This is a genomic window from Streptomyces sp. NPDC025651, assembly GCF_055558735.1.
On the sequence record NZ_JBVHLZ010000003.1, the window covers coordinates 709,259 to 721,399 of the forward strand.

General features: G+C 72.6%; 14 protein-coding genes. 7 read left to right on the top strand and 7 right to left on the bottom strand.

What is annotated here, in order from left to right; translation table 11 throughout:
* Positions 1–128 precede the first annotated feature (128 nt).
* Complete coding sequence (locus tag ACZ4D5_RS15380) at positions 129–482, top strand: ArsR/SmtB family transcription factor (protein WP_467772849.1); 354 nt, start codon at positions 129–131, stop codon at positions 480–482.
* Positions 479–790, top strand: coding sequence for a hypothetical protein (locus ACZ4D5_RS15385; protein WP_467772850.1), 312 nt, complete (start codon positions 479–481; stop codon positions 788–790). Before ACZ4D5_RS15380 ends, ACZ4D5_RS15385 begins: the two co-directional genes overlap by 4 nt.
* A gap of 126 nt (positions 791–916) precedes the next feature.
* Here the strand turns inward: ACZ4D5_RS15385 and ACZ4D5_RS15390 are convergent, their stop codons facing one another.
* Positions 917–1,819 carry a serine hydrolase gene (locus ACZ4D5_RS15390; protein ID WP_467772851.1) on the bottom strand — a complete coding sequence of 301 codons (903 nt, stop codon included), beginning with the start codon at positions 1,817–1,819 and terminating at the stop codon, positions 917–919.
* Complete coding sequence (locus ACZ4D5_RS15395; protein WP_467772852.1) at positions 1,816–2,760, bottom strand: LysR family transcriptional regulator; 945 nt, start codon at positions 2,758–2,760, stop codon at positions 1,816–1,818. Before ACZ4D5_RS15395 ends, ACZ4D5_RS15390 begins: the two co-directional genes overlap by 4 nt.
* A 115-nt stretch (positions 2,761–2,875) precedes the next feature.
* Between ACZ4D5_RS15395 and ACZ4D5_RS15400 the strand changes: the two genes are divergently transcribed.
* The 3 genes from ACZ4D5_RS15400 to ACZ4D5_RS15410 all read left to right on the top strand — a co-directional run bounded on the left by ACZ4D5_RS15400 (position 2,876) and on the right by ACZ4D5_RS15410 (position 6,290).
* Complete coding sequence (locus ACZ4D5_RS15400) at positions 2,876–4,348, top strand: peptidoglycan D,D-transpeptidase FtsI family protein (RefSeq protein ID WP_467772853.1); 1,473 nt, start codon at positions 2,876–2,878, stop codon at positions 4,346–4,348.
* 204 nt (positions 4,349–4,552) lie between these two features.
* Positions 4,553–4,945 carry a hypothetical protein gene (locus ACZ4D5_RS15405; RefSeq protein WP_467772854.1) on the top strand — a complete coding sequence of 131 codons (393 nt, stop codon included), beginning with the start codon at positions 4,553–4,555 and terminating at the stop codon, positions 4,943–4,945.
* A gap of 139 nt (positions 4,946–5,084) precedes the next feature.
* Positions 5,085–6,290 carry an NAD(P)-binding domain-containing protein gene (locus ACZ4D5_RS15410; RefSeq protein WP_467772855.1) on the top strand — a complete coding sequence of 402 codons (1,206 nt, stop codon included), beginning with the start codon at positions 5,085–5,087 and terminating at the stop codon, positions 6,288–6,290.
* A 19-nt stretch (positions 6,291–6,309) separates the two neighbouring features.
* On the opposite strand, the gene ACZ4D5_RS15415 is transcribed toward ACZ4D5_RS15410, so the two are convergent.
* Positions 6,310–6,894 carry a TetR/AcrR family transcriptional regulator gene (locus tag ACZ4D5_RS15415; protein WP_467772856.1) on the bottom strand — a complete coding sequence of 195 codons (585 nt, stop codon included), beginning with the start codon at positions 6,892–6,894 and terminating at the stop codon, positions 6,310–6,312.
* A 125-nt stretch (positions 6,895–7,019) separates the two neighbouring features.
* On the opposite strand from ACZ4D5_RS15415, the gene ACZ4D5_RS15420 reads away from it, so the two are divergent.
* Together ACZ4D5_RS15420 and ACZ4D5_RS15425 are read left to right on the top strand one after the other, a co-directional pair.
* On the top strand, positions 7,020–7,865 hold the full coding sequence (locus tag ACZ4D5_RS15420) for a class I SAM-dependent methyltransferase (RefSeq protein WP_467772857.1): 846 nt from the start codon (positions 7,020–7,022) through the stop codon (positions 7,863–7,865).
* A 69-nt stretch (positions 7,866–7,934) separates the two neighbouring features.
* On the top strand, positions 7,935–8,516 hold the full coding sequence (locus tag ACZ4D5_RS15425; RefSeq protein ID WP_467772858.1) for a DinB family protein: 582 nt from the start codon (positions 7,935–7,937) through the stop codon (positions 8,514–8,516).
* Positions 8,517–8,573: 57 nt separating this feature from the next.
* Here the strand turns inward: ACZ4D5_RS15425 and ACZ4D5_RS15430 are convergent, their stop codons facing one another.
* From ACZ4D5_RS15430 to ACZ4D5_RS15445, 4 genes are all read right to left on the bottom strand, one after another.
* A complete protein-coding gene (locus ACZ4D5_RS15430) occupies positions 8,574–9,872 on the bottom strand; it encodes an MFS transporter (RefSeq protein WP_467772859.1) in 1,299 nt (432 codons plus the stop codon).
* The gene (locus tag ACZ4D5_RS15435; protein ID WP_467772860.1) at positions 9,869–11,020 is read right to left on the bottom strand and encodes a PLP-dependent cysteine synthase family protein; all 1,152 of its coding nucleotides are present in this window, start codon (positions 11,018–11,020) and stop codon (positions 9,869–9,871) included. The genes ACZ4D5_RS15430 and ACZ4D5_RS15435 overlap by 4 nt, the downstream gene beginning before the upstream one ends.
* Positions 11,021–11,137: 117 nt before the next feature.
* Positions 11,138–11,425 carry a hypothetical protein gene (locus ACZ4D5_RS15440; RefSeq protein WP_467772861.1) on the bottom strand — a complete coding sequence of 96 codons (288 nt, stop codon included), beginning with the start codon at positions 11,423–11,425 and terminating at the stop codon, positions 11,138–11,140.
* Positions 11,426–11,678: 253 nt separating this feature from the next.
* On the bottom strand, positions 11,679–11,819 hold the full coding sequence (locus ACZ4D5_RS15445) for a hypothetical protein (RefSeq protein ID WP_467772862.1): 141 nt from the start codon (positions 11,817–11,819) through the stop codon (positions 11,679–11,681).
* Positions 11,820–12,141 lie beyond the last annotated feature (322 nt).

Consider the following 12,141-nt stretch of genomic DNA (forward strand, 5'->3'; position numbering starts at 1 on the left):
CGTTCTGGTGACCCGTACGGGTCCGACCCTGAGACATCCCCCATCTGTCCCGGATATGTGTCAGGAATCTTTGACAGCATCAGGGAGGCATGTCAGCGTTTCTTGACAGGCGTGAAGGAGAGGCGGCGATGGCCGAGGAACCGGCTCCGGAGCCGACCGGCGACGAGTTGCTGAAGATGCTCACCGCCCTGGGCAATCCGCACCGCCTGCGGATCGTCGCGGCGCTCACGGAGCGCCGCAACTACGTCAGCGCACTCGCCCGCGAGCTGGGGATGGGCCGTCCGCTGCTGCACATGCACCTGAAGCTGCTGGAGGGGGCGGGCCTCGTCATCGGTTCGCTGGAGGCGGGAGAGGACGGAAAGACCATGAAGTACTACGAAGTGGCGCCTTTCTTCTACGAGTTGACACCTCATCTCGTGCACCGCGCGATCCCCACCCTCACCGAGACCCGAAGGAAATCCGCGAAAGAGGAAGCGAAGTGAACGGACAACTGGTGACGCTCGCCGCAGGCGGTGACGTGGGCGACTGGGCCGGAGCGGTCGGCGCCGCCGGGTTCTTCCTCCTGCTGATCGTGATCGTCTGGCAGATCGCCGCGACCTGGCGCGCCAGGATGCTGGCCGCCCGCGAGGAGCAGTACAAGGCCCTGGCGGCGAAGTACGCGCAGCTCCTGGAGGACGACGTGGAACTGCACCGGCGCTCTCTGGAGGAGCTGCGGCAGACCCGCGAGGAGCTGGCGCAGACCCGGTACTCGATCGGCTCGATGGAGAAGATGATGCGCGAGATCGAATAGCCCGCCCGCGATCCGGGACGCACGTCCCGGACCCACCGTCCCCGCACCACGGCAGGTCCTCACGACGACGTCAACTCCTCACGCCCGCTCGGCCTCGTCGGCGCGGTCCGCGTGGAGGGGCCGGCGTCAGCCGGGCCCTTCGCTCGTGGTGCGCGCGGGCTGCGCGCGCAGCGCGTCGACGGCGATGCGGGCGGCGGTGCCGATGACGGCGTCGGCCGCGGGCAGGACGGCCGCGGTGGCGGCGGAGCGGGTGAAGACCGCGACGGCGTAGCGCCCGCCGTCGGGGTATTCGATGACGCCGACCTCGTTGCGCAGCGTGGGCAGGCTGCCGGTCTTGCCCGCGACGTGGACGTCGTCGAAGGGGAAGCCGGAGGCCATCCGGTGCGGCCAGACCTGCAGGCCGAGCAGGCGGCGCATGGCGGCGCCGTGCTCGGGTGCGCAGGCCTCGTCGCGCCAGACGGCGCCGAGCAGGCGGGTCATGTCGCGCGGTGTGCTGTGGTTGGTGCGGGCCGGGTCGAGCGCCCGCAGCCGCGCGATGACGTGCGGATCGGCGAGGGCCTGTGCGCCGCCGGGGCCCGCGTCCTCCTTCACGGTGGCGAGGAGTTCGCTGAAGCCGTGCGTGGCGTGGGTGCGGTCGAGGCCGAGCCGGGCCGTGGTGGCGTTCACGGCGTCGAGGCCGACGCGTTCCAGGAGGACGTCGGCCGCGGTGTTGTCGCTGACGGCCATCATCAGGAAGGCGATGTCGCGCAGGGACATGCGCACGGGGTCGAGCATCGCCGCGAGCCCGGTGGGGCCGGGGGTGCGCCCGTCGGCGGGGCACTCGATCTGCTCGGTGAGGTCCAACTGCCCGGCCGCGGCCTGCTGGTGGAGCGCGACGAGCAGGCAGAGCTTGTGCACGCTCGCGGTGACGACCGGCTGGTCCGCGCCGTCGTCGAGCTCGGCCCCGGAGTCGATGTCCAGGGCGTGCAGCCGGCCCGTGACGCCGGCTGCGGCGAAGGCCTCGCGCAGGAGGCCGAGGGTGTTGGTCACAGGTAGTACTCCGCCGCCGGGCGCAGATGGACCGGGCGGGAGTTCGCCGGCACGTCGGTGGTCACCGCGGCAGTTTTCCACATGGCGTGCGTGGTCGCCTCGGCGTAGGCGGTGACGGCGGCGTCGCTGCGCCCCTGCGGCCAGGCCACCGAGTGGCGCAGAGCCAGGGGCGCGCCGGCCAGGGGGCGCCACACGATGTCCGGGTCGTCGCCCGCCGCGTCCGCGGGGCGGGCCTCGCGCGGCCGGAAGGCGACGGAGCCCGTGGAGCGGATCAGGCCGCGGATGAAGCTGGTGCCCTGGCCGTGCCGGATGGCCGCGGGGGTGTAGCCGTTGCGCGCGCAGGTGGTCAGGAGGTCGTCGTGGAGGGCGGGGGCGCCCGCGCGCGGGAAGAGGATCAGGTCGTGGTCGCGCAGCGCGGTGAGCGGGACCTCCGCCAGGGCCGCGGCGGGCGCCTCGCGCGGCAGCAGCACGCCGAGCTCGCGGCGCAGGACCGGGCCGAGCCCGAGGCCCGTGACGTCGCAGGGGTGGTGGATGAGTCCGACGTCCAGGTCGTGCGAGGCGAAGCGGGCGAGCTGTTCGGCGGTGGACAGTTCGTGCAGCTCCAGCTCCACGCCCTCGTGACGCCGCTGGAACTCCGCGAGGATCTCGGCGACGGTCTCGCCCGCGATGTCGGGCGGCAGCGCGGCGCGCAGCAGTCCCGCGTCGCCGTCCCTGATGCGGCGGCTCGTGGCCATCAGCGCCTCGGCGCGCGCGAGGAGTTCACGGGCCTCGTCCAGGAGGAGCGTGCCGCCCTTGGTGATGGTCACCTGGCGGCTGTTGCGCTCGAAGAGCCGCACTCCCAGCTCGCGCTCAAGGCGCTGGATGCGCTGCGACAGGGGTGGCTGGGCCGTGCCGAGACGGGCCGCGGCACGACCGAAATGTGACTCTTCTGCAACAGCCACAAAGCACCTCAGGTGCAGTATCAGGTCCACGAGCAGGAACGATATCCCAGTTTGATGATTGCGGTGTCCATATCCATCTTGGACATGAGCAAGAGGGAACTGCTCTCATCAGGCGATGAACAGGACAATGAGGCACATAGCCGTCTTCTGCGGGGTCCTGGTGATGTCCCTGCTGGTGCGCGCCACCTGGGTGCAGTTCGCCCGGAGCGAGGACCTGGCCACGCACGAGCGCAACCTGCGCGTCAAGATCGACGCGTTCTCCCAGCCGCGGGGCGACATCATCGTCGGCGGCGACCCGATCACCGGGTCCGTGGCCACACCGGGTTCGAACTTCAAGTACAAGCGCACCTTCAAGAACGGCCCGATGTACGCGCCGGTCACCGGCTACTTCTCGCAGGCCATGGGCTCGACGTTCCTCGAAGGCGTCGAGAACGACGTGCTCAGCGGCAAGGACCGCAGGCTCCTGGGCGGCCCCCTGGACGTGCTGACCGGTGCGAAGCCGCGGCCCGGCGACGTCATCACCACCATCGACCCCAAGGCGCAGAAGGCCGCGTACAAGGGCCTCACCGACCTGGACGCCAAGGGCGCGGTGGTCGCGCTCGATCCGCGCAGCGGCAAGATCCTCGCGATGGCGAGCACGCCCTCGTACGACCCGTCCGTGTTCGCCGGCATCTCCCGCAAGGAGAGCGAGGCCTTCCAGAAGCTGGACAAGCGGAAGGACAAGCCGCTCAACAACCGGGCGACGCGCGAGACCTACCCGCCGGGGTCGACCTTCAAGATCCTCACCGCGGCCGCCGCCCTGGAGCACGGCACCGTCACCGACATCGACGCCAAGTCCGGTGCCCGCGCCCCCTACCGGCTGCCGCTCAGCACCACCGAGATCGGCAACGTCGTCCCGAACTCCATGTGCGACAAGGTGTCCTTGAAGACCGCCATGCAGTGGTCGTGCAACAACGTCTTCCTCGACGCGGCGCTGAGGACCGGCAAGGACAGGATGCGGGAGACGGCGGAGAAGTTCGGCTTCAACAAGGAGCAGTTCACGCCCGTGCGTTCGGCGGCAAGCACCTACCCGGAGCGGCTGGACAAGCCGCAGACCGCGCTGACCGGCATGGGGCAGGGCAGCGTGACGAGCACGCCGCTGCAGATGGCGATGACCGTCGCCGGGCTCGCCAACGACGGCAAGGTGATGAAGCCGTACATGGTCGACGAACTGCGCGGTCCCGACCTGGGGTTGATCGAGAAGGCCGAGCCCGAGGTCCTGAACCAGGCCGTCTCCGCGGACACCGCGAAGAAGGTGCAGGCCATGATGGAGCACACGGTGACCGACGGCACCGCGGACAAGGTGAAGATGGAGGGCGTCACGGTCGGCGGCAAGCCCGGCACCGCGCAGCACGGCGCCGACGTCCGCGACGAGCGCCCGTACGCCTGGTTCGTGTCGTACGCCAAGCAGGCCGACGGCACCTCGCCCGTCGCGGTCGCCGTCCTGGTCGACCCCGAGGACATGGACATCTCCCGCTCGGAGATCGCGGGCGGGCGGCTCGGGGCGCCGATCGCGAAGGCGGTCATGGAGGCGGTCCTCAAGCACTGAGCGCTCCGCCGGAAGACTCCGCAGGAAGAACAGTGCCGCATCCGCGGGCCGGACACGCAGCCGCCCGCGCCCCGTTGGGGGCGCGGCACCCCGCGGCACTTCGGCGAGACCGCGCAACTCCCTTGCCCATCGGCCGGATTGCCGACCTCCACCGCGCGCACCGAGGTCGACAGCGGCGGGCGCAGACACCATCATGGGTGCGTCATGGAGACTTCGGGTCCGGTGCTTCGTCCTCGGCCGCGCGGCGGCCGGGTGCGGGCTGCGTCGCCGACGGCGGCACGGACCGCGGTGCTCTTCCTGGCGGGCACCCTCCTCGCCGTCGCCCGCCGGTGGTGGCGGATCCAACTGGCCCACGGCGTCCCGGTCGACACCGCCCGCCACGACGTGCTGCGCCGCGTCGGCCGCGAACTCCGGCTGGCCTGCGGCGCCTTGGCGCGCCTGTTCCGTCCGGTGCGCGAGCCGTTCGCGCTCCCGCCGCCGCGCCCTGCCCCGCCCCTTCCCGCGGGCCGGGCCCACGCGTCACCGCTCCCTCGTCTCCTCCTCGCGGACGCGCTCGTACGGCGGGGTCCTCCCGCACATCTGCCGCTCGCCGTCTGAACCGTGCCCAGGCACGGGGACGTGAGCGGCCGCGGCATGCCCGCTTCCGCGCGTTCGCCACCCCAGCCGATGCATGCGCCGCACCCGTGCCCCGCCCCTGAGGGAGCACGAGGGACGTCGGCGCCCAGGAGGGACCCCCATGGCCACCCTGTCCAAGACCGTCGTCATCGGGGCGGGCCCGTACGGCCTGTCCACCGCCGCGCACCTGCGGGCGCGCGGTCTGTCCGTCCGGGTCTTCGGCTCGCCCATGGCGAGCTGGGCCCGTCGCACGCCCGTCGGTACGCTCCTCAAGTCGCCGTCCGCCGCCTGCGCGCTGGCCGCGCCGCGCGAGGGCTTCACGCTCGACGCCTACTGCCGCGAGGTGGGCGGCGAGCCCCGGCTCGGCGCCCACGACCCGGTGCCCGTGGGCCTGTTCGTCCGCTACGGCAAGTGGTTCCAGGAGCAGCTCGTGCCCCGCGTCGAGGACGAGGAGGTCGCCGTGGTCGACCGGGTGCCGGACGGCTTCCGCGTCAAGCTCTCCTCGGGCGAGGAGTTCCGGGCCGCCGCCGTGGTCGTGGCCACCGGGCTCACCGGCTTCGCCCACCTCCCGGCACCGCTCGCCGCGGCCGCGCCCGGGGGCCCGTCCGCGCTGGGGCCGATCTCGCACAGCTCGCAGCACACCGATCCGGCGCGGTTCGCCGGGCGCCGCGTGACCGTCGTCGGGGCGGGGCAGTCCGCTCTGGAGAGCGCCGCGCTGCTGCGCGAGGCGGGTGCCGACGTCCAGGTGCTCGCACGCGGCGCGGGCGTACGGTTCGGGGCCGCGCCGCCGGCCCGTGCGCGCCGGAACCCCGGCCTCCCGGAGGACCGGCCCCGAGGGCTGTACGCCGTCGCCCGCCATGCCGCCGCCTTCCGCCACCTGCCCGCGGCCGCCCGGCTCCGGCTCACGCACAGGACGTTGGGGGCGCGCGGCGCGTGGTGGCTCAAGGACCGGTTCGAGGACCGGGTGCCCGTGCTCGCGCGGCGGTCCATCGCCGCGGCTCAGGCGTACGCGGACGGTGTCACCCTGCGGACCACGGCGGCGGACGGGAGCCAGGACTCCGTCGAGACCGACCACGTCCTTGCCGCCACGGGCTACCGCGTCGACGTCGAAGCCCTGGACTTCCTCTCCCCCGAGCTCCAGGCGTCGCTGTCCAGGACCGGTGGATTCCCGCTCCTGGACAGGGGGTTCGCCTCCAGCGTGCCGGGCCTGTACTTCACCGGCGCCTCGGCGGCCGCGACCTTCGGGCCCCTGCTGCGCTTCGTCTGCGGCACGCGGTTCGCGTCGCCGCGCCTGACGTCCTCGGTGGCCGCGCACTGCGACGACTGAGGGCCGCCGGTACGCCGGTTCATCGCGACACGAGCAGCGCCACGAGCCGCTCCGTCTGCTCGCGCGGGTCCGGGGCACCGGCCCAGCCGGTCATCAGGAGGTGGTGGACGGTGCCGACCAGCGCGAGCGCCGTCGCCGCGGTGTCGGTGCCCTGGGCGAGGCGCCCGAGCTCCACCTCGGCGTCCAGGTAGGCGGTGAGCGCGCCCTGGATCGCGCCGAAGCCCGGCGCGCCCTGCGCCATCGCGTCGCGGATGCGCTGGGAGGTGCCGTTGCTCGTCATGGCGAGGCCGACGATCCGCGGGTCGAGGGAGTTCAGGAGGCCGAGCGCGACCGCGGTCAGGTTCTCCGCCACGGTGCCGCGGCCCGCCCGTCCGGGCAGCCCCTGGGCGTCGGCCGCGGCGCGCGCGAACCGGTCGAGCACCAGCTCGGCGACGAACGCGTCGACGCCCCCGAAGTGCGTGTGCAGCACGCCCTTGGCGCAGTCCGCCTCCGCGGTGACCGCCCGGCTGGTCAGGGCCGCGGCCCCGTCGCGGGCGACGATCCGCTCCGCGGCCCCGAAGAGCCGCTCGCGCAGGTCAGGGATGGCAACTCCACGCGGTGACATCGGCTTCTCCTGGGGCGAGTTCACGGGTTCGCGCATTCTGCCATTGCCAGAATGGGCGCCCGCCCATACTGTTTGGGCGAGCGCCCATTCTATCCGGAGGCGCCCGGCCATTCAGGGGGTACAGCGTGCTGAACATCGTCAACACCGAGCAGGCCCAGGCATGGAACGGTTACGAGGGAGAGCACTGGGCCGACAACCAGGACCGCTGGGACGCGGTCAACGCCGGCTTCAACTCCCCGCTCCTGGACGCCGCCTCGATCGGGGAGAACGACCGCGTCCTGGACGTCGGCTGCGGGGCGGGACAGACCACCAGGCTCGCCGCGCGCCGGGCGGCCGGCGGCCACGCCCTGGGACTGGACCTGTCCGCCCCCATGCTGGCGCGCGCCCGCGCGACCGCCGAGGAGGAGGGCCTGCGCAACGTCTCCTTCGAACAGGGCGACGCCCAGGTCCACGCCCTGGCACCGGCCTCGCGCGACGTGGCGATCAGCCGCTACGGCGTGCTGTTCTTCGCGGATCCCGTGGCCGGCTTCTCGAACATCCTGCGGGCGCTGCGGCCCGGCGGGCGGGCGGCGTTCGTCTGCGGCGCGTACCCCGAGGACAACGAATGGCTCCGGGCCTTCAGGGCGCTGCGCGACATCCTTCCCGTCGGCGGCTTCGGCGAGCCCGGCGGGCCCGGCATGTTCTCGCTCGCGGACGTCGACAGAACCCGCGGGGTGCTCGCCGCCGCCGGGTTCGGCGACATCGAGGCGGCGCGCGTGGAGACGTACGGAGTGTGGGGGCGGGACGCGGCCGACGCCGCCGGCTTCCTCCTCGGCTCCGGCCCCGGACACCATCTGACCGGCCGGGTCGCACCGGAGGTCAAGGACCGCGCCCGCCGGCGCCTGACGGACCAGCTGCGTCCTCACGAGGCGGACGGCGTGCTGCGGCTGCGCAGCACGGCCCTGCTGGTGACCGCCGTCCGGCCGCGCTAGCTCCGCCCGCGCATCGGGGCCGCCCACAAATGCGGTGAACGAAGATCGCTGGAGCGGCAGACTCCGCCCATGACCCGATCAGACTTCAAGGCCGACCTCCGGACCTACCTGCAGGACGCACGCGACGTACTGCTCTGGAAGCTCCAGGGCCTCTCCGAGTACGACGTGCGCCGCCCCCTGACACCGACAGGCACCAATCTGCTCGGCCTGGTCAAGCACGTGACCAGCGCGGAGGCGCTGTACTTCGGCGCCGCCTTCGGGCGGCCCTTCGACGCGCCGGGCCTGTGGATCACGGGGGACGCGGAGACGAACTCCGACCTGTGGGCGAGGGCCGACGAATCCCGGGAGCGGATCGTCGGGCTCTACCGGTCGGTGTGGGTCCACTCGGACGCCACGATCGACGCCCTGGAGCTCGACGCTGTCGGCCACCTGCCGACGGAGGAACGACCCGAGTTCACCCTGCACCGCATCCTCGTCCACATGATCGCCGAGACCCAGCGCCATGCCGGACATGCCGATGTCGTACGGGAGTTGACCGACGGGACCGCCGGGTTGCGGGACGGCGGCGACAACATGCCGTCCCGCGACGCGGCGTGGTGGCGCGAGCATCGCGACCGGGTGGAGCGCGCGGCACGGGACGCCGGTGCCTGAGGGCCGCGGACGACCGGCACACGGAAGACCACTCGCGCGCCGGTCGCGTCATTTCCCTCAGGCCACGGCGGGTTCGGCCGCAGGGGCCGTGCCGCTCAGGCGTCCCGCACGGTGCAGTGCGTAGAGGGCTCCCGAGCAGGCCAGGCCGAGGACGAGCAGCGCGAGCCAGGGCAGCGCCGACATGCCGGCCTCGCGCGCCGCGTCGAGGGAGGCGCCCGTGAGCAGGTTGCCCAAGGTGATGCCGACACCGCAGACGGTGTTGTAGAAGCCGTAGTGCGTGGCGACGAGCCGGTCCCCCGAGAGCTGGACGATGGTGTCCATCTCGAAGGGGTACGCGATCATCGTGCCCAGGGCGAGCAGCAGCGCCGCCAGCATCGGCGGGACCGCGGCGAGCAGCCAGCGCCCCGCTCCCCCGTCGGGCACCGGCACCGCCGTCGCCGCGAGCAGCGGCACGAACGCGAGCCCCATCGTCAACAGCCCCCAGGCCAGGGCCGATCCCGCCGTGAGACGTTCCTTGCAGCGGGCGGTCACACGGGTCTGCGCGAGGATCGTGGTGAGCCCCGACACGGCGAAGAGCAGGGCGACGGCCACGGTGCCGGACTGTCCGTCGCCGCCCAGGCGTTTCACCTCCAGCGGCAGCGCCAGATAGACCTGGAAGGTCAGCACGTACGAACCGATCATGGCCGTCGAGAAGAGCAGGAACGGCCGGTTGCGCACGACGCTTCGCCACTGCGCGAGGATCCCCTGCCCCGCGCCCTTGCCGCGGTCCTGCGCGTCGTTCCCTCTGCGGGCGGGCAGCGACCGGATCTGCACGACGCTCAGCAGCGCGAAGACGGCCGCCGCGACGACGCAGGTGATCCTGAAGTCGACCCCCGTCAGGAGCATGCCGACCAGCGGGCCGAGCAGGATGCCCGCCTGGTAGAAGACGTTGAACAGCGCGAAGGCCTCCACGCGGCGCTCCCCCGCGTCGGCGGCGAGATAGGCCCGGACCGCGGGGTTGAACAGCGCCCCCGCGAAGCCGGCGGCCGCCGACGCGAGGATCAGCGCGAGGACGGAGTCGACGAGTCCGAGCGTCGCGAAGCCGACGGTGCGCAGGACGCATCCGGCGACGATCAGCGGCTTGTAGCCGAACCGGTCCGCGAGGGTGCCGCCGACCAGGAACATGCCCTGCTGGCTGAAGTTCCGCACGCCGAGGACGAGTCCGACGAGCCAGCCCGCCATGCCGAGCGTGCCGGACAGGTGCTGCGCCAGATACGGCATCAGCATGTAGAAGCCGAGGTTGATGGTGAACTGGTTGATGAGGAGCAGCTGGACGCTCCGGTCGTAGGACCGCAGCTGCGCGAGGGTCGTCTTCACCGTGCCTCACCCTCCGTGCCCGCGCCCTCGGGCAGGGCGAGCAGCGGGTCACCGGCGGCGGACGTCGGCTCGTGCGGGCCGGACATCGGGTCGCGGACGGTGGAGCAGCGGGTCCAGCGGGTGACCTCCTTCTCGTCGGGGCGGCCCACCACGTCCGGCTCGGGTGCCGGAGGCAGGTCCAACAGGCCGTGCCGGGCGCAGAACTCGTCGTCGTACACGGTCTCCAGATAGCGCTGGGGCCCGTCGGGGAAGACCGCGACGACGCGCGTGTCCCCGGGCAGGGTCCTGGCGAGCCAGCCCGCCACGAGCGCGACCGCGCCGACACTCCAGCCGCCGGTCGCGTAGTGGGAGGTCGCCAACTGCCTGCAGGCCCAGACGGATTCGGCGGGCGAGACCCAGTGCACCTCGCTGAAGTTCTCGTACGCGACGTTGCGCGGATAGATGCTCGACCCCAGGCCGCGCATGAGCCTGGCCCTGGCCGGCTGGCCGAAGATGGTCGAGCCGACGGTGTCCACGCCGACCAGGCTCAGTCCGGGGTAGAGCTGCCGCAGGACGCGGGAGATGCCCGCGGAGTGCCCGCCGGTGCCGACGCTGCACACGAGGACGTCGATGTGGCCGAGCTGCGCGGCGAGTTCGAGGGCGAGCGGGGTGTAGGCGGTGACGTTGTCGGGGTTGTTGTACTGGTCGGGGCACCACGATCCGGGGTGTTCCGCGAGGAGTTCGGCGACGCGGTCGCGGCGGGCCTGCTGCCAGCCTCCCGTCGGGTGCGGCTCGGGCACCGTCTCCACGGTGGCGCCGTAGGCGGCGAGCAGCCGGATCATCGAGGCCTCCAGGCCGGGGTCGGTGACCAGGGTGACCGGGTGCCGGTGGACCGTCCCTGCCAGTGCGAGGCCGAGGCCGAGGGTGCCGCTCGTCGACTCGACGATGCGGCAGCCGGGCCGCACGTCGCCCCGGGCGCGGGCGCGTTCGACCATGTGCAGTGCGGGGCGGTCCTTGATGCCGCCGGGGTTGAAGCCCTCCAGCTTGGCCCAGAAGCCCCGTCCTTGCGGGGTGAAGGGCCGGGAGACATGCAGCACGGGGGTGTTGCCGACGAGGCCGGGAAGGGTGGACCCGGCAGGGGTGAGGTCGTGCGCGGTGGGAGAGTTCATCTCTTTCGCTTCTTCGCTCTCGGTCGGTGTGGGCGCATACGGGAGGCTCGTCTCGCGCGCCGCCGCGAGTGCGCGGCGCGCGGCGGACCGGCAAAGACGCCGGTCACGGTGCGGCTCCTATATGCGCCACCGACACAGGGAGTTGAGAGCCGACCGCCCTCCGCCCGCGACCGCCCGCGGCACGACGCCCGGTGCGCGGAGCACGGGGGCGCCCACCGGGTCCGCCGGTGACTGCGACGTCACGGCGGCCACGAGCGGGAGGACACGGGCCGACGACTGGACGGCGGCCCCGGGAGCGGGCTCATGGCAGTGGTCCGGGGAGGCGGGCGCGTCGAGCACCACGCGCTGCCCCTCGTGGATCTCGGCGGGGGCGTGCAGGCCACCGCCGAAGCAGGTGAGGAGCATGAGCAGCAAGACGTGCGACGCGGCATGAAGACACAGGCGAGGCAGCACAGAACCTCCGCGCGGTGGGGGTGTGGTGAGCAGTGCGATGCCGCCAACCGTCCCCGCGCGGCGCCCATACGCGACGCTCATGCGTGGCGCCGTGCGCGGGAGGTCGGACGCGATGAACCGGCCGACGGCGCGGAGCCGGGCCCGGACGTGGATCCGGGGCGGTCAACCACCGTTGGAATCGGGCACGTTCAGATGAGGCGTCGACCTAGATGCGCAGGATCGCGGAGTCCGCCGCGTGCGCTATCGGGACCACGAAGTCCCGTCCGGCCCGATGCGGGGCGCCCGTCAGCGCGGGGGCACCGTCGCGCCGGTCCGAGTCGAGCGGGGAGAGGCAGGGCGTGTCCACGCCGGGGCTCTGCGGAGGCTGCCCGAGGGCGCACTCCTCGACGGCGTGCTGCCGGTGGTCGCGGTGATGCCCGCCCGGCGCGTGAAGCCCGTCCGTCGAGTGAAGCCCGTCCGTCGAGTGAAGCCCGTTCGGCGCTTGAAGCCCTTGCGCCATTCGAAGCCCTTGCGGTGCCTTAAGCGCCTCCGGCGCCCCGGCCACGGCGTTCCCCACGACGGCGTTCCCGACCACGGCCTTCCCTGCCGCGAGGTGACGGCCCGTGACATCCGGGTCGGCCACGTGCGTGAACACCAGGCTGAAGAGGAACAGACCCAACCCCACAACC

What these genes read in the sequence shown, in the direction of transcription:
- ACZ4D5_RS15380 (WP_467772849.1), top strand. Translation starts at nt 129, where the DNA reads ATGGCCGAGGAACCGGCTCCGGAGCCGACCGGCGACGAGTTGCTGAAG.
- ACZ4D5_RS15400 (WP_467772853.1), top strand. Translation starts at nt 2,876, where the DNA reads ATGAACAGGACAATGAGGCACATAGCCGTCTTCTGCGGGGTCCTGGTG.
- ACZ4D5_RS15405 (WP_467772854.1), top strand. Translation starts at nt 4,553, where the DNA reads ATGGAGACTTCGGGTCCGGTGCTTCGTCCTCGGCCGCGCGGCGGCCGG.
- ACZ4D5_RS15410 (WP_467772855.1), top strand. Translation starts at nt 5,085, where the DNA reads ATGGCCACCCTGTCCAAGACCGTCGTCATCGGGGCGGGCCCGTACGGC.
- ACZ4D5_RS15415 (WP_467772856.1), bottom strand. Translation starts at nt 6,894, where the DNA reads ATGTCACCGCGTGGAGTTGCCATCCCTGACCTGCGCGAGCGGCTCTTC.
- ACZ4D5_RS15425 (WP_467772858.1), top strand. Translation starts at nt 7,935, where the DNA reads ATGACCCGATCAGACTTCAAGGCCGACCTCCGGACCTACCTGCAGGAC.
- ACZ4D5_RS15435 (WP_467772860.1), bottom strand. Translation starts at nt 11,020, where the DNA reads ATGAACTCTCCCACCGCGCACGACCTCACCCCTGCCGGGTCCACCCTT.
- ACZ4D5_RS15440 (WP_467772861.1), bottom strand. Translation starts at nt 11,425, where the DNA reads ATGCTCCTCACCTGCTTCGGCGGTGGCCTGCACGCCCCCGCCGAGATC.